19 protein-coding genes are annotated in these 20,499 nt (G+C 69.3%); 8 read left to right on the forward strand and 11 right to left on the reverse strand.

All coding sequences use genetic code 11. The features are described from left to right. The first annotated feature begins 30 nt into the window (after positions 1 to 30). Positions 31 to 1,491, forward strand: a complete 1,461-nt coding sequence (locus tag C7H75_RS23550; RefSeq protein WP_022598502.1) for an NAD-dependent succinate-semialdehyde dehydrogenase — start codon at positions 31 to 33, stop codon at positions 1,489 to 1,491. Continuing rightward, entirely contained in the window at positions 1,488 to 2,321 is an 834-nt protein-coding gene (locus C7H75_RS23555; RefSeq protein WP_064079117.1) for an HpcH/HpaI aldolase/citrate lyase family protein, read from the forward strand. The genes C7H75_RS23550 and C7H75_RS23555 overlap by 4 nt, the downstream gene beginning before the upstream one ends. Positions 2,322 to 2,325: 4 nt before the next feature. Here C7H75_RS23555 and C7H75_RS23560 read toward each other — a convergent pair whose 3' ends face one another. From C7H75_RS23560 to C7H75_RS23570, 3 genes are all read right to left on the reverse strand, one after another. Further along, positions 2,326 to 3,933 (reverse strand): alkaline phosphatase D family protein, encoded by a 1,608-nt coding sequence (locus C7H75_RS23560; RefSeq protein ID WP_175280073.1) that lies wholly within the window; start codon positions 3,931 to 3,933, stop codon positions 2,326 to 2,328. A 224-nt stretch (positions 3,934 to 4,157) separates the two neighbouring features. Further along, positions 4,158 to 4,925, reverse strand: a complete 768-nt coding sequence (locus C7H75_RS23565; protein ID WP_022598508.1) for an ABC transporter permease — start codon at positions 4,923 to 4,925, stop codon at positions 4,158 to 4,160. After that, positions 4,922 to 5,374 (reverse strand): MerR family transcriptional regulator, encoded by a 453-nt coding sequence (locus C7H75_RS23570; protein ID WP_005516819.1) that lies wholly within the window; start codon positions 5,372 to 5,374, stop codon positions 4,922 to 4,924. The genes C7H75_RS23565 and C7H75_RS23570 overlap by 4 nt, the downstream gene beginning before the upstream one ends. Positions 5,375 to 5,449: 75 nt before the next feature. Here C7H75_RS23570 and C7H75_RS23575 point away from each other — a divergent pair, with 75 nt between their 5' ends. After that, positions 5,450 to 6,670, forward strand: a complete 1,221-nt coding sequence (locus tag C7H75_RS23575) for an MFS transporter (protein ID WP_106851916.1) — start codon at positions 5,450 to 5,452, stop codon at positions 6,668 to 6,670. Positions 6,671 to 6,685: 15 nt separating this feature from the next. Here C7H75_RS23575 and C7H75_RS23580 read toward each other — a convergent pair whose 3' ends face one another. Beyond that, positions 6,686 to 7,072, reverse strand: coding sequence for a hypothetical protein (locus tag C7H75_RS23580; protein WP_084924328.1), 387 nt, complete (start codon positions 7,070 to 7,072; stop codon positions 6,686 to 6,688). Positions 7,073 to 7,218: 146 nt separating this feature from the next. Here C7H75_RS23580 and C7H75_RS23585 point away from each other — a divergent pair, with 146 nt between their 5' ends. After that, a complete protein-coding gene (locus C7H75_RS23585) occupies positions 7,219 to 7,626 on the forward strand; it encodes a DNA-binding protein (RefSeq protein WP_106851917.1) in 408 nt (135 codons plus the stop codon). A gap of 78 nt (positions 7,627 to 7,704) precedes the next feature. Here C7H75_RS23585 and C7H75_RS26385 read toward each other — a convergent pair whose 3' ends face one another. Continuing rightward, positions 7,705 to 7,836 (reverse strand): hypothetical protein, encoded by a 132-nt coding sequence (locus tag C7H75_RS26385; protein ID WP_005516815.1) that lies wholly within the window; start codon positions 7,834 to 7,836, stop codon positions 7,705 to 7,707. Between the two features lie 165 nt (positions 7,837 to 8,001). After that, complete coding sequence (gene pepN, locus C7H75_RS23590) at positions 8,002 to 10,500, reverse strand: aminopeptidase N (protein ID WP_106851918.1); 2,499 nt, start codon at positions 10,498 to 10,500, stop codon at positions 8,002 to 8,004. A gap of 127 nt (positions 10,501 to 10,627) precedes the next feature. Between pepN and C7H75_RS23595 the strand changes: the two genes are divergently transcribed. After that, complete coding sequence (locus C7H75_RS23595; protein WP_005516812.1) at positions 10,628 to 11,407, forward strand: enoyl-CoA hydratase; 780 nt, start codon at positions 10,628 to 10,630, stop codon at positions 11,405 to 11,407. A 108-nt stretch (positions 11,408 to 11,515) separates the two neighbouring features. After that, the gene (mihF, locus tag C7H75_RS23600; protein ID WP_005516808.1) at positions 11,516 to 11,830 is read left to right on the forward strand and encodes an integration host factor, actinobacterial type; all 315 of its coding nucleotides are present in this window, start codon (positions 11,516 to 11,518) and stop codon (positions 11,828 to 11,830) included. Positions 11,831 to 11,860: 30 nt separating this feature from the next. On the opposite strand, the gene eutC is transcribed toward mihF, so the two are convergent. From eutC to C7H75_RS23625, 5 genes are all read right to left on the reverse strand, one after another. Beyond that, positions 11,861 to 12,607 carry an ethanolamine ammonia-lyase subunit EutC gene (eutC, locus tag C7H75_RS23605; RefSeq protein WP_013417595.1) on the reverse strand — a complete coding sequence of 249 codons (747 nt, stop codon included), beginning with the start codon at positions 12,605 to 12,607 and terminating at the stop codon, positions 11,861 to 11,863. Continuing rightward, positions 12,604 to 14,016, reverse strand: coding sequence for an ethanolamine ammonia-lyase subunit EutB (locus C7H75_RS23610; protein WP_106851919.1), 1,413 nt, complete (start codon positions 14,014 to 14,016; stop codon positions 12,604 to 12,606). Before C7H75_RS23610 ends, eutC begins: the two co-directional genes overlap by 4 nt. A 97-nt stretch (positions 14,017 to 14,113) precedes the next feature. Beyond that, positions 14,114 to 14,779 carry an Rv1157c family protein gene (locus tag C7H75_RS23615; protein WP_064059465.1) on the reverse strand — a complete coding sequence of 222 codons (666 nt, stop codon included), beginning with the start codon at positions 14,777 to 14,779 and terminating at the stop codon, positions 14,114 to 14,116. A 14-nt stretch (positions 14,780 to 14,793) separates the two neighbouring features. Continuing rightward, the gene (locus tag C7H75_RS23620) at positions 14,794 to 15,675 is read right to left on the reverse strand and encodes an aminoglycoside phosphotransferase family protein (protein WP_106851920.1); all 882 of its coding nucleotides are present in this window, start codon (positions 15,673 to 15,675) and stop codon (positions 14,794 to 14,796) included. A gap of 23 nt (positions 15,676 to 15,698) precedes the next feature. Then, positions 15,699 to 16,046 (reverse strand): UBP-type zinc finger domain-containing protein, encoded by a 348-nt coding sequence (locus C7H75_RS23625; protein ID WP_005516798.1) that lies wholly within the window; start codon positions 16,044 to 16,046, stop codon positions 15,699 to 15,701. A gap of 151 nt (positions 16,047 to 16,197) precedes the next feature. Between C7H75_RS23625 and C7H75_RS23630 the strand changes: the two genes are divergently transcribed. Then, complete coding sequence (locus C7H75_RS23630) at positions 16,198 to 17,718, forward strand: flavin-containing monooxygenase (RefSeq protein WP_084848350.1); 1,521 nt, start codon at positions 16,198 to 16,200, stop codon at positions 17,716 to 17,718. Between the two features lie 69 nt (positions 17,719 to 17,787). Next, positions 17,788 to 20,136 carry a heavy metal translocating P-type ATPase gene (locus C7H75_RS23635; protein WP_106851921.1) on the forward strand — a complete coding sequence of 783 codons (2,349 nt, stop codon included), beginning with the start codon at positions 17,788 to 17,790 and terminating at the stop codon, positions 20,134 to 20,136. The last annotated feature ends 363 nt before the right edge of the window (positions 20,137 to 20,499 follow it).

The raw sequence follows: 20,499 nt of genomic DNA on the forward strand, positions 1-20,499 counted from the left end.
TCCGCAGGCGAACTCTCGAAAGATGACTCGATGACGATCCTCACCACCCCCGACAGCATCGTCGACTCCGTGCCCACCGACCTGTGGGTGGGCGGCCGGCAGACCCCCGCATCCACCGGCGCCACCTTCCCGGTGCACAACCCTGCGACCGGCAGCGTCCTCACCCACGTCGCCGACGCGAGCCCGGACGACGGCCGCCGCGCCCTCGATCTCGCGTCGAGAACCCAGGCTCGGTGGGCGGCCACCGCGCCGCGGGAGCGCGGTGAGATCCTGCGCGCCGCCTTCGAGTCGGTGCGCAGGCGCAGCGAGGACTTCGCGACCGTCATGACACTCGAGATGGGCAAGGCCATCGGTGAGGCGCGCAGCGAGGTCGCCTACGGAGCCGAGTATCTGCGATGGTTCGCGGAGGAGGCCGTCCGCGTCGGCGGACGGTTCGGCGCGGCGCCGGGCGGCAACGGACGGATCCTGGTCACCAAGGTCCCGGTGGGCCCGGTACTGGCGATCACCCCGTGGAACTTCCCGCTGGCCATGGGAACCCGCAAGATCGCGCCGGCCGTCGCGGCGGGATGCACGATCATCGTCAAGCCGGCCGAGGAGACACCCCTGACGATGCTGCTGCTCGGTGAGGTGTTCGCCGAGGCCGGGCTGCCCGACGGCGTGCTGTCGATCCTGCCGACGTCGAACGCGTCGGCACTGTCCGGGCCACTCATGCAGGATCCCCGCCTGCGGAAGGTGACCTTCACGGGCTCGACGCCGGTCGGAAAGCTGTTGGTGCGCAATGCCGCCGACCAGCTCCTCCGGACCTCGATGGAACTCGGCGGCAACGCACCGTTCGTGGTGTTCGAGGACGCCGACGTCGATGCCGCGGTGGACGGTGCCATGGCCGCGAAGATGCGTAACGGCGGGCAGGCCTGCACGGCCGCCAACCGGTTCCACGTCGCGCACGCGGTCATCGAGGAGTTCACCGAGAAGCTGAGCGCACGGATCTCCGCGCTGCGCACGGGCCCGGGCATCGATCCGACCACCGACGTCGGACCGCTCGTCAACGCGGACCAACGCGACGTCGTGTCCGACCTCGTGGCCGACGCCGTCGCTCGCGGTGCCCGTGTCCGCACCGGCGGTTTCGCCCCGGAGAGTCCGGGATTCTTCTACGCACCGACACTGCTCGACCGCATCCCCGCGGACGCGAGAGTGCTGCGCGAAGAGATCTTCGGGCCCGTCGCGACCGTCTCCGGATTCGACACCGAAGAGGAGGGCATCGCGGCCGCGAACGACACCGAGTACGGTCTGGCCTCCTACTTCTACACCCGCGACATGGATCGGGCGATGCGGGTCGCGGCCGCTCTCGACACCGGCATGGTCGCCGTCAACCGGGGCATCCTGTCGGACGCGTCCGCCCCGTTCGGTGGCGTCAAGCACTCGGGTTTCGGCCGCGAGGGCGGCACCGAGGGCATCGAGGAGTACCTCGAGACGAAGTACGTCGCGCTGTGACCCTGGCCGCGGAGAACCCCGAGACCCGCACTGCCGCGGCGCGATCCTGGCTCCTGGCGGCGGCGGTGGGCGAGGACGCGTTGTCCGCCGCCGCCCGCGCCGGAGCGGACTGCCTCGTCGTCGACCTCGAGGACGGAGTGCCGTTCGCTCGCAAGAGCTTCGCGCGACAGCTGGTACGGGAGTGGCTGTCCGACAACCCGTCCTGGGTCCGCATCGGGGACATGAACTCCGGCCAGCACGCTCTCGACGTCGAGGTGGTGCGGGGCACTCCCGGGGTACTCGGTGTGGTGCTCGCGAAGGCCGAATCCGCCGAGGACGTACGCACGACGGCACGCGAACTGCCCGGGCTCCCGATCGTGCCGATGATCGAGTCCGCGCTCGCACTCACCCGCGCGGTCGAGATCGCCGCCGCCGGACCTGCGGTCCGCCTGGCCTTCGGTGTCGGCGACTTCCGACACGACACCGGCGTGGCGAACACCCCTGCCGCGTTGGCGTACGCGCGGTCCCGACTGGTGGTGGCAAGCCGCGCCGCCGGGCTGCCCGGGCCGATCGACGGTCCCAGCGCACGGGAGGAAGCGGTGGCGCTCGACACCCGCGGTGCAGCCGAACTGGGGATGACGGGAAGACTCGCCGTGCGGCCGGCCGATGCCGCAGTCATCAACGATGCACTCTCCCCCACTCTCGCCGAGATCGATTCCGCGGCAGCGACGATCGACCGCCTGGGCGCGCACGGCGAACACGTCGCTTCCGGCGCGGACGTGCCCCGGCTGGCCGCAGCCAAGGCCGTGCTGCGGCGAGCTCGGCAGTTCGGGCTCCCGGTCGACGGTTGACGGGTCAGGGCGCGAGCGGTCCTGCGACGGGATGCGCCTGCTGCGTGCCGTCGGCGACGCGGTAGCTCATCGCGTGCCGGACGATCCCGCGCGGATCGGTGGGGTCGGATACGTAGAACCAGTCCATCTGCGCCGCAGCTTCGTTCACTTCGAACACACCGTAACCGTGCGAATCCAGTTCGACGTACCGGACGTGACGGTTGAACGCCTTGAACGCCTCTTCCGCGGCCACGGTCGCGGTGCGAGGCGGCACCTTCAACATGTCGTCGATGTTCGGCGACGTCACCGACGGCACGACGAACTCGGTGCCGACCGTGCCCGCGGCCGGGTAGTTCGCGGCGTCCACCGGTAGGTCGCACGCCCACGACGTGTGGATGTCCCCGGTGAGGAACACCGTGTTGCGCACCCCGTTCGCGGTGATGGCGTCGAACAGGCGTCGACGGTCGGCGGTGTAGCCGTCCCACTGGTCGGTGTTGTAGGGGATGCCGGCGTCGGGCACGCCGATCATCTGCGTGATCGCACTCATCGTCCGATTGTCCAGGGGCGGAAAGACGCACGGTGTGATCATCACCGGGTTGCCCACGATCTTCCACCGGGTCGACGCGGTCACGACGCCGCTCGTCAACCAATCCATTTGCGCGCGACCGGTAATCGTCCGGTCGGGGGAGTCGACCTTGCGCCATCCGGCGCCGGCGAATGCCGGTTCGTCACGATAGGTGCGCAGGTCGAGCATCGACAGTTCCGCCAACGTGCCGAACCGGAAGCGCCGGTACAGTGCGGCGTCGGACCCGGTCCCGTGGACCCGCACCGGCATCCACTCGAAGTAGGCCCGGGTCGACGCGGCCTTGCGCGCACCCCAGTCCCCCTCGGTGGCCGGATCGTGGTTCTCGGCGCCGCCGTCGTACGAGTTGTCTGCCGATTCGTGGTCGTCCCACGTCGCGATGAACGGCAGCTTCGCGTGCAACGCCAGGAGATCGGGGTCGGTCTTGTACTGCGCGTGCCGGATTCGGTAGTCGGCGAGCGAGACGATCTCGTGGGCCGGGTCGTGCAGGCGCACCGAACCGCCGCGGGCCCCGTACTCGCCGCGACCGTACTCGTAGATGTAGTCGCCGAGGTGGAGAATCGCATCGAGGTCGTCCCGTTCGGCGAGGTGCCGGTACGACGCGAAGTACCCTGCCTCCCAGTTGGAGCACGACACGACGCCGAAACGCAGGCGGGCGATGTCGGCGTCCGCGGCCGGCGCCGTGCGGGTGCGTCCGACGGGGGAGACGATGCCGAGTCCGGTGAACCGGTAGAAGTATCCGGTGCCGGGGCGCAACCCGGTGACGTCGACCTTCACCGTGTGGTCGGTCTCCGGACCGGCGGTGACCGTGCCGCTGCGAACGAGCGTCGCGAATCCCGCGTCGGTCGCGACCTGCCAGGTGACCGGGACGGCGGGCCCGGCAGCGGATCCCGGTAGCGCGTCGGCCGTCGGGGTGAAGCGCGTCCAGATGATCACGCGGTCGGGGAGCGGGTCACCGGATGCCACCCCGTGGACGAAACCCGGTGCCGGTGTGGCCGCCGACGCCCGTCCCGCTGCCGCGGCGGCGATTCCGGCCCCTGCGAGCACCATCGAGCCGCGCAGCACCCCGCGGCGAGTCACCCCAGCGATGTCGTTGTTCTCGAACACCCCCGGATCACAACGCAATTCGGACGCACGTTCAACAAGAATCGTGAAACGTACCGAGCATTCATCGACTGTTCCCCTTCCCGCCCCCTTCGCGTTTCGCGCACTTAGCGCGAGGAAAACGCCCCGGAATGCGCGACAAGTGCGCGAAACGCGGGGGAGAGGGGGACTCAGGGGTGGTGGAGACCGGAGGTCCGCGGCCGGTGGACGGCGCCGCGCGCCACCAACTCGATCGTGGTGGCGACCGCGCACGTCTGTGCGAGCAGAAGACCGACGAGGACGAGGATCTGCACGGCACCGGCCTGCACGGCGGATCCGGTCGCGAGCAGCACGCCGACGAACGCTCCGGGCAGCGTCACCAGGCCCACGGTCCTGGTCTGGTCGAGGCCCGGCAGCAGAGCATCCGCGGCGGCCGACCCGACCACCTCCATCCGGGCGTCCCGCGTGCTCAACCCCAGGCTGAGTGCAGCTTCCACCTCTCCCCAGCGTTGCTCGATCGCGTCGAGGCCGCGTTTGGCGGCAAGCGCCGTCGCGGTCATCGCGTTACCCAGGACGATGCCGCCGATCGGCACCAGTGCCACCCCCTCGAGCGGCACCACACCACTGACGAGCATGAGAGGAACCACCAGCCCGACACCGACGGCCAACGCCGACGCCAGCCATACCGCCGACCGGCCCGCCCGCGAGCGCCGCGCCGCGGTGAACGCCGCCGCCACGAACATCACCGCGAGCACCAGCAACGACGACCACAGGTGCGCGAGCGCCGCCGCCAGGATCAGCGACACCGCGGCCAGTTGCAGCGCGCCACGCACCGCGGCCCACGGCGCGGTCAGCGGGTTGCCGAGCCCGGCGAAGCGATACACGACGGCGGCCAGACCCACCATGACCGCGCACAGGACGAACAGCGCGAGGCCGGGGTTCACGAGCGAGGTGCTCACGGTTCGGAAGCCTTGGGCAGGAAGTCGTCCGCGAAGTCCTCACCGGACAGGGCCGCGTCGACCCGGGCCCGGATGTACCCGCCGGTGGTAGGGCAGTCGCGCGCCCGGTCGGTGCGGCAGCCGAGCATGTGTTCGAGCACCGCGACCGCCCGGGACAGATGACTGATGCGCTCACGCATCCGGGCGGCCTGGTCCTCGATCAACCTGCTGCGGTCCGCCACCGTGTCCGAGTCGACGATCGCCTGGGTATCGGCGAGCGAGAGCATCCCGTCCTCGTGCCACAACTGGATGTAGGCGAGCCGGCCGAGATCGTCGCGGCTGTAGTAGCGGACGCGCCCGCGACGCTCCGACGCCTCGATGAGACCGCGCTCCTCGTAGTACCGCAGCGCCGGCACGGACAGTCCGAAGGCGTGCGCGACGTCGGTGATCGAGAAGAGGTCGTCGGGCATGCGACACCTCCGACTTGCGCTCAAGCCCACTTGAGTGTGGACGCTGTGAGCCTACTCCTCGGAAAGGAACGCTCAGTGCAGTCTCTGCAGTCCGGTGCCGCACCGGCCGCGACCTCCCGCGCAGGCGTCGGCGCCTCGATGATGCTGCTGGTCGCCGGTTTCGTCCTGATCAGCGCGAACACCCGCGTCGCTTTCGGTCAGATCGGCCCACTGGCCCCGGTTGCCGGGTTCGACGCCGCCACCGTCACACTGCTCGGGCTGATCCCCCCGTTGGTGATGGGACTGTTCGCGCCGCTCGCCGTCGTCGCTCGCCGACGCCTCGGCGAGGAGCGCGCCCTGTTCGCCGCCGGCGCCGTGCTCCTCGTGGGAGCGTTGGTCCGGATGGCGGGTATGCCCGGGCTGATCGCCGGCACCGTGATCGTGAGCCTCGCGACCGCGGTGGTGAACGTGCTCGTGCCGGTGTTCGTACGCAAGCGGTTCGCGCCCGAACGGACCGGCGTGATGATGGGTGTCTACGCCATGTCGATGGGCGCCGGCTCCGCTGTGATCGCGGCGCTGATGATTCCCGTGTGGCGCGTGTCGGGCGAATCATGGCCGCCGGCAATCGGACTCGCGGTGATTCCCGCGCTCCTGGCGCTCGTCGGAACCGTCCCACAACTGCGGCATGCGAGTCGGCCCGGCACCCACGCGGGGGCGACGGCCCACGACCGGCCGAAAGTGCTGCGCACGTGGACCGCATGGAGTTCGACGATCTTCTTCGGCATCCAGACGCTGCTCTTCTACGCGACGCTCGCCTGGCTGCCCTCCATCCTGGTCGCCGCCGGGCTGGCCGACGGCAGCGCCGGAAACATGCAGGCGCTGTTCATCGTCGGCGTCGCCGGGGGAGGACTGGTGGCACCGATCCTCGCAGCCGCGAGCGTGGACCAGCGACCTCACATCCTGGCGATAGTCGCGGTGTGCGCCGCGGGCTTCGCCGGCTTGCTCATCGCGCCCGACTCCGTGCCGGTCGTATGGGCGTTGATCCTCGGTATCGGGCTCGGCGCGGGTCAAGCCGTTGCCGGAGTGCTGTACGCCCGACGCGGGCGTACCCCGGACCACGTGGCCGCGCTGTCGACGGTGGCGCAGACGGGCGGTTACCTGATCGCGGCGACCGGACCGATCCTGGCGTCGATCCTGCACGACGCCACCGGATCGTGGACCGCACCGGTCACCGCGTTCCTCGTCCTGCTCGCCGTCAACGCCGTCGCGAGCATGCGCGCCGGGCACGACCCGAAGCCGGGAAGGCAGGCAGGTTGACGAGTGCCACCGGACTCATGGAAGCACGAAACAGGCCGGACCCAATGGGATTCCCGTTCCCACCGGAACTGTCACGTCGGGACCGCCCGCCGACGTGTGGTACGCCACGATCCGATGGTCACCGGGGGTGCGCGGAATCCACCCGACTGTGGCCGTGCCGTTCAGAACGGGCGCCAGCGGGCTCGGCAGGATCGTGGCCTTCTGGAAGTCGAAGAACGAGACGGGGTTCTGCCACGTCGTTTCCGCGGTCACCGCATAGATGCAGTTGGTTCCGAACTTCTCCTCGAAGCCACGCTCCGGGGTCCACGTGTAGCTGAGTCCGGGATGGGCATCCACCCGAACGACGTCGGCCGCGGCCGTCGGCACGCCGAGAACGAGTGCCGAGAGCGCCGTACCGGCCACAACAGAGCCGACCGTCCCTTTTGTTAATTTCATGCCGGTTTCATCGCACAGGGGCGGTCCGCATTACATGTGGCGCCGATATGACGTGAACACCTTGTTGTCAATATTTCGTTGACAACAGGGAGTCTTCAATGGACCCTCGAAGCATGACCTCCGAGGATTTCACTCCACCCAACCCCAGCCGCGAGCGTGCCCACCGCGAGTACTCGGCCCTGTTCCGGATCATCGAACGCCACGGCGCCACCCCCGAACAGCGGGCGCGTCAGTCACACCCCGAAATCCTGGAACCCCTGGGTGCCATCCGGGTCGTGGCCGCGCTGGCGGGCGGCGTTCACACCCCCGAGCCCGGCGAACCGGATGTCGACGACGCCGACATCACCGCGGCCCTCGGACTGTTCCCCAAGGCTCGCGCGGAGATGGACCAGCTCGAGGCGCTGTTCCTCGGCATTGCTCGCCAGCGCGGAATGACTTGGCGAGAAATCGCATTCGGGTTGGGACTCGGCAGCACCCAAGCGGCGCGGCAGCGATACGAGAGACTGGTCGAACGCACCTGAGGTCGAATACGTGTAGGGCCCGAAGTCGACGAGCGGCTTCGGGCCCTACACGAGTCGGCCGGCTCCCGGCCACACTCGCTAGACGAGCAGCGCGGCGAACGCCCCGAGGGCTGCGATCAGACCGGCGAAAGCCCCCACCGCTTCCGCACCTGCGACAACCTGATCGAAGTCGACCGAACCCAGAGCCGTAGCGAACTCCTCAGAACCCATTGTCTTCCCCTTTGTTCCCGTGAAGCTGGTGCTTCGTCTCAGTCGCCGTTCTCGGCGCCACTGCATGTGTAGCGGACGGCGACAACGGATTCCAAGCGGTGAAAGCCTTGAATCGCAATCCATTACAGAATGGAAACGCTCAGGCACCCGCGCGTAAAAACGACGTCACACGTCGTTAACACCGAGCCCCCGCACCCGCAGATCGCGGGCCAGGTGATCGCGCTGTTCGACAACCAGGCGGCGGAGCGCTCCCGGAGCGTCGGTATTCGCCGTCAGCCAGGTATCCACCGGATCGAGCGACTCCGACGACGGGAACAGACCCAGCACGATGCGACGCGCGATCTCGATGCTCCGCGTCGCCCACACGTCGCGGAGCGCCGCGAAATAGCCGTCGTCGTACGAGCCGATCAGATCGCGGCGATCGCCGGCCCGGAAGCCGCCGATGACGGCATCGAGTTGGTCGTTACTGAGCCCCGGATCCTCCAGCGCCGCCCGCCAGGCCTCGTCCTTGACCTCCGCGAGCGGGCGTGCGGTGAGCGCTCGCAGGTGCGCAGTGCGTCCGGACGCGGTGTCGTCGCGGCCGAGTTCGGCGTCGAGATCCGCCGCGTCGGCATGCCCCGTGGCGGCCAGCGCGGTCCACAACGCCCAGCGCAGGTCCGGATCGAGCGGCAGCCCGTCGGGCGCCGGCGCGGAGCCGTCGAGCACGGCACGGATCTGCACCGCGAAGCGATCGTCGACGACGGCCGCCGCCGCCACCGCCCGTGCCCATGCCAACTGTGCGCCGGAACCGGGCTGCGCATCCCACAGCGCCGCCCAGCACGATTCGAGCCAACGGCCGCGCCACTCGTCGCGCGTCGGGTCCGGAAGATAGTGCCCGACGGCGTATCCGGCATTCGCCAGGACCGCTGCCGTGAGCGCCGTGTTGCTCTCGGACGGCGCGAAGGCCTGCGCCATCGCAAGATAGCGCTCGGGCGCGAGCTCGCCGTCACGGGTGGCATTCCACAGCGCCGACCAGATCAGCCCCCGGGTCAGCGGGTCGACGACACGGTCCAGCGAACGCTCGACGGTAGCGAGGGAATCGGCGTCGAGCCGGACCTTCGCGTACGTGAGGTCGCCGTCGTTGAGCAGGCGCAGGGGTGCATCCGGCAACTCGACGGGTGTGCGTTCATTCTCGAGGTCCAGCTCCACGCGATCGCGTCGGACGAGGTTTCCCGAGTCGTCGAAGTCGTAGGTACCCACGGCGATCCGGTGCGGCCGAGGATCGGTCTGCACGATCTCGTAGCCGTCGACGCCACGCTCGAGGATCAACGTGGAGACCCCGGTCGTCCGGAGCCATGCCTGCGCCCATGCGGCGAGGTCGCGACCGGACGCCTCCGACAACTCCGACAGCAGGTCCGCGAGGGTGGTGTTGCCGAACACGTGCTTGCGGAAGTAGCGGCGCGCTCCTTCGAAGAATGCATCCCGGCCGACGTACGCCACCAGTTGCTTGAGAACGCTGGCACCCTTCGCGTACGTGATGCCGTCGAAGTTCAGCTTCGCGGCCTCGAGGTCGACGATGTCGGCGACGATCGGGTGCGTCGTGGGCAACTGGTCCTGCGAGTACGCCCACGCCTTGCGCCGGTTCGCGAACGCGACCCACGCGTCCGTCCACTCGGTGGCCTCCGCGCTCGCGAGCGCACCCATGTAGTCGGCGAAGGACTCCTTGAGCCAGAGGTCGTCCCACCACACCATCGTCACGAGGTCGCCGAACCACATGTGCGCCATCTCGTGCAGGATCGTGTTGGCGCGACCCTCGTACTGCGCTGCGGTGGCGGCGCCCCGGAACACGTACGCCTCGGTGAACGTGACGCAACCCGGGTTCTCCATCGCACCGAGGTTGTACTCGGGGACGAACACCTGGTCGTACTTGCCCCACGGGTACGGATAGTCGAAGTTCTCGGCGAAGAAGTCGAGACCCTGGCGGGTCACCTCGAAGATCGTGTCGGCATCCAGGTAGCGGGCGAGCGACGCGCGACACAGGAGCCCGAGCGGGACGTCGAGATCACCTCGCCGCCATTGCGATTCGACGCGATGGTAGGGACCGGCGACGATCGCGGTGATGTACGTCGAGATGGGCAGAGTGGGGGAGAACTCCACCGACTGACGATCGCCGTCGTCCTCCACCATGGCGGCGGGACGATTGGACGCCACCTCCCAGCCGGACGGTGCGATGACCGCGAACGTGAAGGGCGCCTTCATGTCCGGTTGCTCGAAGCACGCGAACACCCGTCGCGCGTCGGACGGCTCGTACTGTGTGTACAGATACGTCGCTCCGTCGACCGGATCCCGGAAGCGGTGCAGCCCTTCACCGGAACGGCTGTAACAGCCCACTGCACTCACCACCACCGTGTTGGAGCGGCGCAGGCCGTGCAGCGGGATGCGGGCGCCGTCGTACTCGACGTCGATGAACTGGCCGTTGACGATCACCGAACGCACTTCGAGCCCGAGGAAGTCCAGCCACGTCTCCGGGGTGGTGGCGTCGAACTCCACCGTGGTCGTGGTCAGGAAGCCCGCCTCGGTCTCGTCGGGGGCGTCCGACACGTCCAACTCCACCCGATAGGCACGGACTGTCACGGCCGCCGAGCGCGCGGCGGTCTCGGAGCGGGTCAGATTCGCGATACTCACGCCCTCGATCCTGCCAGCCGCGGGAACGACCCGGGGTGTGTCCGGCCATCCGGCACGTACAGGGCCTGCAGGGGGAATCGCGACGTCGTAGCATCGGGCTGCGAGTACTCGCGGGAAGAGGTGCGGCATGGATGATCCGATCAGGACGAGCTTCGACGGCCGGACGGGCGTCGCGCGTCTGTACCTCGACCGGCCGGGCCAGCGGAACCCGCTGTCCACCAGCATGATGCGTGCGGTCACCGCCGCGCTGCAGGGCTTCGGCAAGGACGAGGCCGTCCGTGTCGTGGTGCTGTCGGCGGCCGGTCCCGTGTTCTCCGCCGGCCACGATCTGTCCGAGATGATCGGACGAACGCTCGAGGAGGAGCGTGAGATCTTCGAGGTCTGCACAGAGATGATGGATACCGTCCAGTCGATCCCGCAACCGGTGATCGCCGCAGTCCAGGGTCCGGCGATCGCCGCCGGCTGCCAGCTTGCCGCGTCGTGCGATCTCGTCGTGGCGTCGTCGACCGCGGTGTTCGGGACACCGGGCGTGCGGATCGGACTGTTCTGTTCGACGCCCATGGTCGCGCTCAGCCGCGCAGTGGGACGCAAGCGGGCAATGCAGATGCTGCTCACCGGCGAGACGGTCGACGCCGCGACAGCGGCAGACTGGGGTCTGGTCAATATCGTTGTGGCGCCGGAGCAACTGGACGTTCGTACAGATGAGTTGGCCGTCCGCATCGCCCAGTCCAGCCCCCTCACGTTGGCGATCGGCAAGCAGGCGTTCTACCGCCAGATCGATCTGCCCCAGCACGAGGCGTACGAACTCATGTCCCGGACGATGGCCGACAACGCCGTCACGTGCGACGCACAGGAGGGCATGAGTGCATTCCTCGCGAAACGGAAGCCCGAATGGACGGGCAAATGAGACGAACACCCCCAGTTTCTCGACACGCGGGACCAACTTGGCGCGCGCGGAACCCAATTGCGTTCTAGCCTGAGGTCCATTCCGGGTACCGCGAGAGAGAGGCACATCATGGCATTGCCCACGTTGACCCCCGAGCAGCGCGCCGCCGCCCTCGAGAAGGCCGCCGCGTCGCGCAAGGCTCGTTCCGAACTGAGGGAAGGCCTCAAGTCGGGCAAGCTGACGCTGGTGGAGGTTCTCGACAAGGCAGACACCGACGAGTTGGTCGGTAAGACGAAGGTGCTGTACCTGCTCGAATCCCTGCCGAAGGTCGGCAAGATCAAGGCTCGCGACATCGCCGAGTCCGTCGGCATCGCCGAGACGCGCCGCGTTTCGGGTCTCGGTGCGCGTCAGCGTGCCGACCTGATCGCCAAGCTCAGCAGCTGACGTCACTGCGCTTCGGAACGGCCCGCGCTCTCACAGCGCGGGCCGTTCCGTGTCCGTCAGGCCAGGATCGCGCGACGAGTCCTTGAGTGCGATACCGGAAGCCCCCATACGCCGCGCCCCGTCGACGAGTACCGCGACGACCCGCGCCGCGTGGTCGTACGTCATTCCGTCCGGCGGATGGACGTTGGAGACGCAGTTACGTTGAGCGTCGGTGCGGCCCGGCCGCGGGTGGTGCGTCAGATAGATGCCGACGCTGTCGGCGACCGACAGCCCTGGGCGTTCCCCGATCAGCACGAGCATCGTCGTGACACCGAGTTGTGCACCGATGTGGTCCCCCAACGCCACCCGGGCCTGTGTGGCGATCACCGGGGGAGCGAACGTCAGCCGCGGCAGTGCCTGGACGATCGCGGCCGTCAGACCGGGGCCGTGTGCCGCGAGCGCCGTCGCGGACAGCCCGTCACACAGTGCGATTCCGATGTCGGAGGCATTGGGCGGCAACTTCGTTCCCGATTCCGGGATGCGGCCGAGATCGGGTCGGCGCAGATATGTGGCACGGTCGGCCGCCGCACTCCGCACGATCAGCGGGGCCCCGATGCCTACATCGCGGATCCGTTCCGCCAGCGTCTCGACGTCGAGCGCTGTGTGCACCGCGTCCCGCGCCTCCGCGTGGGCGGCGACGAACTGGAGGTGACGGCGGGTCGGCACTCCGTTCCCGCTGCGGCCCAGACCGATCCGAGCCCGAGTGTGCCGCCGGATGTCGTCCCAGGGATCGATCATGCGGCGCCGCCGAGGGCGCGCAACGGCGACGCCGCGACGTCTACGGGAAGAATCCGCCCGGTGTCGTCGGCCATCCCGAGTTTGCGCAACCACGCCTCGAACTCGGGCGCGGGACGCAGCCGGGCGACCTCCCGGACGTACAGCGCGTCGTGGAACGACAGCGACTGATAGCCCAGCATGACGTCGTCGGCACCCGGCACCGTGATGACGAACGCCGTGCCGGCGACCGCGAGCAGCGTCAGCAGGGTGTCCATGTCGTCCTGGTCTGCCTCGGCGTGGTTGGTGTAGCAGACGTCCACCCCCATCGGCAGCCCGAGGAGCTTTCCGCAGAACTGATCCTCGAGCCCCGCCCGCACGATTTGCTTTCCGTCGTAGAGGTATTCGGGACCGATGAAGCCGACCACGGTGTTCACCAGCAACGGCCGCAGGTCCCGCGCCACCGCGTACGCGCGGGCCTCGAGCGTCTGCTGGTCCACCGGACGGCCGCCGGTGCCCAGGTGAGTTCCCGACGACAACGCCGACCCCTGGCCGGTCTCGAGATACATGACGTTGTCGCCGACCGTGCCGCGGCCCGACGACCGACCGGCTTCGTTGCCCTCCCGGAGCAGCGTCAGATCCACTCCGAAACCGCGGTTGGCGCCCTCGGTTCCGGCGACGGACTGGAACACGAGATCGACGGGTGCGCCACGCTCGATGAGGTCGATCGTCGTCGTGACATGGGTGAGCACGCACGACTGGGTGGGGATCTCGAACCGCTCACGGATGTCGTCGAGCAGGTGCAGCAGATCGGAGACGGCGTGCGGTGAATCGCTCGCCGGGTTGATCCCGACGACGGCGTCGCCGCACCCCAGTAGCAATCCGTCGAGGATCGCCGCGGCGACACCGCGTGGATCGTCGAGGGGATGGTTCGGCTGCAGCCGGGTGGCCAACCGCCCGGGCAGCCCGATGGTGGTCCGGAACGCGCTGGTCACGGTCGCCGCCCGGGACACCGCGACGAGGTCCTGGTTCCGCATGATCTTGCTGACGGCCGCGACGGTCTCCGGTGTCAGCCCGGGCGCGAGGGCCGCCAGGACGTCGGCCGAGTCGGGGCGTGCCGCGACCGCGAGCAGGTGATCGCGGAGTCCGCCGACGGTGAGGTGGGCGATCGGCGCGAACGCGGCGACGTCGTGGGTGTCGAGGATCAGCCGGGTCACCTCGTCGCTCTCGTACGGCACCACCGACTCGGTGAGGAACGTGCGTAGCGGCACCTCGGCGAGGGACCACTGGGCGGCTGCTCGTTCGGCGTCCGAATGCGCTGCGCACCCGGCGAGTTCGTCGCCCGAGCGGCGGGGCGTCGCCTTGGCGAGCAGGTCCACGAGGCCGTGGAACTCGTAAGCGACGTCGCCGAGCCTCTGTCGGTACACGGCCATGGCCCGCTCACCTCCCGGATTCGACACCCTCGGCTGGACCCTCAGTATGTGGCCGGGCCGGGCCGCCGTCGAGCGGACGGCGGGCGGCTCGACGGCATCAGGCCTGCACGACCCCCACGACCGGAGCGAAGTCGCACGCCGGCAGATCCCGGCTGGTGTTGTCGATCATGCTCCCCGAGACCAGGAAAACGACCGTGCCCCTTCCAGTTTCGACCGTGTTCGACAGTGTGCGGGGACCGTCCGCGGGGCGCTCCTGGAACAGCGGTGCCGTTCCCGAACGCATCGTGTTCAGGTTCATCCACGACACCGTCATCGGGTCGCCGCGGAACGGCGAGGACGTCGACGTACCCAGCCCGGAGAACAACACGTTGACCGTCCCGGGCGGAATGACCGGCGTCGGCAGGCTCGTGTCGACGGCCGGCCCGGCGATGGCCTGCGCGACACCGATCGAGTCGTCACCGAGAGCGTTGGGCAGCAGGCAGTCGGACGCCGACGTGTCGTACAGGAACGGCTGCACCACGCCCTCGGCCAGCTGCACCGAACGGGGGAAGTAGGAGGCACGCGGAACGCCGGCGGCGACCCGCCCCAGCGTCTCCAGCACCGACTGCGGGGTGAGCGCGCCGACCGGCAGTCCCGCGCCGAACGCCGTCCGGACAGCCGTCAGGTCGTCCACCGGCTCCGGCTGCGCCGCTGCGGGAGCCTGGCTACCCAGGCCCACCAGGATTCCCACCGACGCGGCAATCCCCACAATTCGTCTCATCATGCGGGGATGGTAATTCAGGGCAGCAGAACGCGTGCGATCGAGACCTGGTCCCGCGACAGGCGCCGCTCGCCGTCCTCGATGTCCCACAGAGCGTTCTGCAGGATGCGCCCGAGCGTCCAGGCTCGCGCACGATCCCGATCCAGGCTCAGCGCCTCGGTCATGAGGTCGAACCGCCAGCGGATGTCCACGTCGTCGAACCGATCGGTCAGGGCGGGCAGCAGCTCGAATCCGGGGTCACCGGCGAGTGGCTTCGGATCGATTGCGAGCCACGGCTCGCGCGCGGAGCCGAGGACGTTGTCGTAGTGGAGATCCCAGTGCAACAGCTGGTTTCCGGGCTCGTCCATCACCTCGCGCACAGCCGCAGCGCAGTCCAGCAGCAGATCCCGTTCGCCTCGGTCGTCGAGCAGACGGACAGCCGACGGCGTCTGCGCCGACATCGCGGATGCCACGTCGCCGAGCCGGCGCAACCCGTCCGGTGCCGTGTGCGCGGTGAGGCGCGCGAGGAGTCCGGCGATGATCTTCACCGCGGCGCGGGTGTCCGCGACGCTCGACAGGTGCCGGGAGATGTCGAGGCGTTCGAGCAGCATCGCGCCGGTGTCGGTGTCGTGCGCCAGCAGCCGGACTGCGCCGTCGCCCTCCCAAATCCGCAACGCGACCGACTCGCCGACGGTTTCCTCGTCGACGGCCTGGAGTTTCAGGACGGCGGCCCGCTCGTCACCGTCCGTCACCGGCAGCACGAACGCCGCCATGCCGTGCATCGCAGGGCCGACGGGGCGGAGGTTCCAGCGCTCGAGCATCTCGTCGGCGATCCGGGGGAGGGCGGCGACGAACGCCCGGCCGGACGCACCGCCGTACCTGTGCTGTGCAGCGACGAGCGCCTCGGGAACCTCGATCATTCCTCGACCGTATCGGTGTCCCGTCAGTGCAGCCGGTCCGCCCAGTCGTCCGGCACCCGACCGGCGGGTCCGGGCACCGTCTGATCCAGCGGATGATGCTGCGGGGGAGCCAGTTCCGGACCGTCCGCTAGGCCCTGCGTCCGGTAGTCCCAGAACCAGGCCTCGCCCGGCTCGTAGCTGCGGATGATCGGATGCCCGGTCTCCTTCGCGTGCGCGCTCGCGTGCTGCGCCGGGGAGGAGTCACAGCAACCGACGTGGCCGCACGCGGCACACCGACGCAGATGGAACCACCATCCGCCGGTGGCGTCGCACTCGGTGCATCCGGCGCCGCTCGGCGGCACGCTCGGATCGATGTCGGGTGTCTCGGGCACAAGTACCTCCTCGACTCGGTCGCGCCCAGCGCCCCTCGGCGTCCGGGACGGCGTCCACGCAGCCGTTGCCGCGTTGCGCACACCACCCTACGGAATCGGGCTAACGTGCAGTACAGACGCCGTTCAACCGTACGCCGACCCGGAGGACCCGATGAGCGAGACCGACGCGAGAACTGCCCGGCACGTCGACGTCCTCGTCGTGGGTGCCGGACTGTCCGGCATCGGCGTCGCCGCCCGCCTGCGTCGCGAGCACCCCGAGCGGACCCTCGCCATCCTGGAATCGCGCGCGGCTTCCGGCGGAACCTGGGATCTGTTCCGCTACCCCGGCATTCGCTCCGACTCGGACGTCCAGACCTACGGGTACGACTTCAAGCCGTGGAAGGGCCGCAAGGCGCTCGCACCCGCCGCCGACATCCTCGGCTACATCCGTGAGACCGCCCGTGAGTACGACCTCGATCGGCACATCCACTACCACCACAGGGTGATCCGTGCCGACTGGTCACGATCCGATGCCCGCTGGACCGTGGTCGCACAGATCGGTGACACCGACGAGACCGCGACGTTCACGACGAACTGGTTGTTCTGCGCCAGCGGCTATTACAACTACGACCGGGGGTACACCCCGCAGTTGCCGGGCGTCGAGCGCTTCGCCGGGCAACTCGTACATCCACAGCACTGGCCCGAGGATCTGGACTACGTCGGCAAGCAGGTCGTCGTGATCGGCTCCGGGGCCACCGCCGTCACGCTCATCCCGGCGATGGCGGACGCCACGGGTCATGTCACGATGCTCCAGCGATCGCCCTCGTACATCATTCCGTTGCCGGCCGAAGACGCCCTGTCGAGTGTGTTCCGGCGCGTGCTGGGCGACGAGCGCGGCTATCGGCTCACCCGGAAGAAGAACATCGCCCAGAACGTCTGGATCTACAAGCTCTGTCAACGGTTTCCGCGGCAGGCCCGGGCCGTCATCCGGTGGCTCAACAAGCGCCTGCTTCCGTCGGGTTTCGATGTCGACACCCATTTCAATCCTCGCTACGACCCGTGGGATCAGCGGCTGTGCGTCGTACCGGGCGGCGATCTGTTCGCGACGATCCGCAAGGGCAAGGCGTCGGTCGTCACCGACCGGATCGAGACCTTCACCGAGACCGGTATCGCGCTCGAGTCCGGCAGGCACCTCGACGCCGACATCGTGGTCACCGCGACGGGACTCGACCTGCTGGCGCTCGGCGGTGTGGAACTGCGACTGGACGGCGAACCCGTCGACATCACCGAGCGGCTGGCCTTCAAGGGCACGATGCTCTCCGACATCCCAAACTTCTCGTTCGCCGTCGGCTACACGAATGCCCCGTGGACGCTGAAGGTCGATCTGGTGGCCGAGTTCCTGTGCCGAGTGCTCACCGAGATGGATCGGCGCGGCGCCGATGTCGCCGTCGCGGAGAACCGCGAGGAGGGCATGGACACCCGCCCCCTGCTCGACTTCGCTGCCGGCTACGTCCAACGCTCCCTGGACCTGTGGCCGCAGGCCGGCACAAAAGACCCCTGGAACCTGCAGATGGACTACTACAAGGATGTCGCGGTCCTGCGCGACACCCCGGTCGACGACGGCACCCTGACCTTCGCCGCGGCCCAGCGGAGACCGACGGAACCGGACGGCGACCTCGTCAGCCCCGACTGACCGGTCTGCTCCGGCAACGCATGCAGCCGCGGTACCGTCGAGGTGACATCGCGAGAGCCTGGGAGCGTCATGGTGGATGCCGCGTCCGACGGACGATCCAGGCGGCGTGCACTGTTGCGCCGCCTGCGGGAACCCGCCCTACTGGCAGTCACGCTCGCGGCCCTCGTGGCCGGTGGCATCGCCTGGCTTTCGGGGGCGCGCGACGTCTCGGATGCGTGCTGGATCGCCGGGACCGTCGTCGCGATCGTGCCCGCCACGTGGTGGGTGGTCGACGCCCTTCGTCACCGCCGTGTCGGCGTCGATCTCATCGCCGTGCTCTCGCTCGTCGGCACGCTTCTCGTGGGGGAGTATCTAGCGGGCGCACTGATCGGGGTGATGCTGGCGACCGGCCAGGCCCTCGACGCGGCCGCGGAACGACGCGCCACCAAGGACCTGCGCTCGCTGCTCGACCATGCGCCACGGACCGCGCGACGCCGAGTCGGCGATACCGTCGATACCGTCCCGCTCGAAGCCGTCGTTGCCGGCGACGCCCTCGTCGTCGGTCCCGGCGAGGTGGTGCCCGTCGACGGCTGGGTCACCTCGGAGGTGGCGGTTCTCGACGAGTCCGTACTCACCGGCGAACCGCTCGCCGTGCAGCGCCGACGCGGCGAGGCGATTCGCAGCGGAACGGTCGACGCCGGTGGCGCTTTCGAGATGCAGGCGCGCACCACCGCGGACCTGAGTACGTACGCCGGAATCGTGCGCCTGGCCCAGGATGCCGCCGCCGAGAGCGCTCCCGTCGTCCGGGTCGCGGACCGCATCGCCGGCTGGTTCCTACCCGTAGCGCTGGCCGTGGCAGGTGCCGCCTGGCTACTCAGCGGCTCGGCGACCCGCGCCGTCGCCGTTCTCGTCGTCGCCACACCCTGCCCACTGCTGCTGGCCGCGCCCGTCGCGATCGTGTCGGGTCTGTCCCGCGCCTCGCGCCGCGGCGTCGTGGTCCGTAACGGCGGGGCGCTCGAGAATCTGGGGCATGCAACCACATTGGTGATGGACAAGACCGGCACGCTCACCACCGGCCGACCCACCGGGACCGATGTGCTCACCGCGCCCGGCGGTGACGCCTCCGAGGTGCTGCGCCTGGCCGCGTCGGCCGATCAGCTGTCACCGCACGTGCTCGCCGAGGCCATCGTGCAGGAGGCGAAGGTGCGGGGCCTGGACCTGTCCCGGCCGACCGACGTGGACGAGGAGGCCGGTACCGGAGTGACCGCCACCGTCGACGGACATCGCGTCAGCGTCGGCACCCTGAACCTGCCGGACGATGCTCCGGGCTGGGCCCGGTCGGCGCACGGACGGGCCGTCCTCGACGGGGCGGCAGTCGCCTGGGTCACCGTCGACGACCGGCTGACCGGCGCGATCCTGCTGATCGACCCGGTGCGCCGCGACGCCTCCCGCACCCTCCGGCGCCTCCGCGCCGCCGGCCTGAACCGGTTGGTCATGCTCACCGGGGACCGCCGCGAACCGGCGGAGGAGATCGGGGCGGTCCTCGGCCTCGACGAGGTCCGCGCCGAACAGAGCCCCGCCGACAAGGTGGCGGGGGTGCGGGCGGAACGGGAGCGAGCGGTCACCGTCATGGTCGGCGACGGGGTCAACGACGCACCCGCCCTGGCGGCCGCGACCGTCGGCGTGGCAATGGGCGCCCGCGGGTCGACGGCGACCTCCGAGGCGGCGGACGTCGTGCTCACCACGGACCGTCTCGACCACCTCGCGGACGCCATGGCGATCGCGCGACGCTCCCGGCGGATCGCGGTGCAGAGCGCGGCCGTCGGCATGGGATTGTCCTTGGTGGCCATGGGCTTCGCCGCCTTCGGCCTGTTACCACCCGCGGTCGGTGCGCTGCTCCAGGAAGGCATCGACGTGGCGGTGATCCTCAACGCGCTGCGCGCGCTGGGCGGCGATCGGGCCGAGGAGGTTCCGCTGCCCGAGGACACCGAGGCGATGCTGCATCGGTTCTCCGCCGAGCACGACGAGCTCCGCGACCAGCTCACCATCCTGCGCGACACCGCCGACCTGCTCGCAACCGGTGATCTCGAGGCCGCCCACGCCGCGCTTCGCCGCGTCGACGCCTTCCTGTTCGACACCCTCCTGCCCCACGAGGAGGCTGAGGACCGCGAGCTGTATCCGGCGCTCGCCACGCCCCTCGGCAACGCGGAGGCGACGGCGACGATGAGCCGCATGCACGCCGAGATCGACCGCCTCGCCCGTCGGTTGCGCACCCACCTCACTCGCGCCGACGGGGCCGGCGGCATCACCCCGGACCAGGTCGACGACCTACTGGCGTGCCTGTACGGACTGCACGCGCTGCTGCGGTTGCACTTCGTCCAGGAAGAGGAGAACTACTTCACCCTCGCCCCCGAATCCGACGCCGCCCCCAACAGCTGACGCCGCCGGGGACCCCCACGGCGCGGCCACCCGCCACCACGGGGCAAATCCCCCTACAGCCCCGGACGAGGCACCGCTAGCGTTCAGAAGTGCCGGCCGATTCGTCGGACGGCCCACGGCCTCCCGGACCCCCGACCTGGCGGGCCGTGGTCGGGTGGTGACGCAGAACGCGTTCGGCGTCACCACCCGATCCCCGAAAACCGCCGACACGCCGCCGTTGTTGCCACATCATCGGACGCTCGCCTACAGTGCCAACAGCGCACTCCATACGGGGTCTCCTGCAGCCTTGTCCACGTCGGGTCTGCCTGTAGCGCATCGTGCACCGGCATGTCACCCTCTCGGCGTTCTGCATCTTCGTCACGC

It is taken from the genome of Rhodococcus (subgen. Prescottella) equi (assembly GCF_003013675.1).
GTDB classification, from domain to species: Bacteria; Actinomycetota; Actinomycetes; order Mycobacteriales; family Mycobacteriaceae; genus Prescottella; species Prescottella equi.

Bases quoted from the DNA above. Each gene is read 5' to 3' on its own strand.
- C7H75_RS23550 (WP_022598502.1), top strand. From the start codon at position 31: ATGACGATCCTCACCACCCCCGACAGCATCGTCGACTCCGTGCCCACC.
- C7H75_RS23560 (WP_175280073.1), bottom strand. From the start codon at position 3,933: ATGGTGCTCGCAGGGGCCGGAATCGCCGCCGCGGCAGCGGGACGGGCG.
- C7H75_RS23570 (WP_005516819.1), bottom strand. From the start codon at position 5,374: ATGCCCGACGACCTCTTCTCGATCACCGACGTCGCGCACGCCTTCGGA.
- C7H75_RS23585 (WP_106851917.1), top strand. From the start codon at position 7,219: ATGACCTCCGAGGATTTCACTCCACCCAACCCCAGCCGCGAGCGTGCC.
- C7H75_RS26385 (WP_005516815.1), bottom strand. From the start codon at position 7,836: ATGGGTTCTGAGGAGTTCGCTACGGCTCTGGGTTCGGTCGACTTCGAT.
- C7H75_RS23595 (WP_005516812.1), top strand. From the start codon at position 10,628: ATGGATGATCCGATCAGGACGAGCTTCGACGGCCGGACGGGCGTCGCG.
- mihF (WP_005516808.1), top strand. From the start codon at position 11,516: ATGGCATTGCCCACGTTGACCCCCGAGCAGCGCGCCGCCGCCCTCGAG.
- eutC (WP_013417595.1), bottom strand. From the start codon at position 12,607: ATGATCGATCCCTGGGACGACATCCGGCGGCACACTCGGGCTCGGATC.
- C7H75_RS23610 (WP_106851919.1), bottom strand. From the start codon at position 14,016: ATGGCCGTGTACCGACAGAGGCTCGGCGACGTCGCTTACGAGTTCCAC.
- C7H75_RS23615 (WP_064059465.1), bottom strand. From the start codon at position 14,779: ATGATGAGACGAATTGTGGGGATTGCCGCGTCGGTGGGAATCCTGGTG.
- C7H75_RS23620 (WP_106851920.1), bottom strand. From the start codon at position 15,675: ATGATCGAGGTTCCCGAGGCGCTCGTCGCTGCACAGCACAGGTACGGC.
- C7H75_RS23630 (WP_084848350.1), top strand. From the start codon at position 16,198: ATGAGCGAGACCGACGCGAGAACTGCCCGGCACGTCGACGTCCTCGTC.
- C7H75_RS23635 (WP_106851921.1), top strand. From the start codon at position 17,788: ATGGTGGATGCCGCGTCCGACGGACGATCCAGGCGGCGTGCACTGTTG.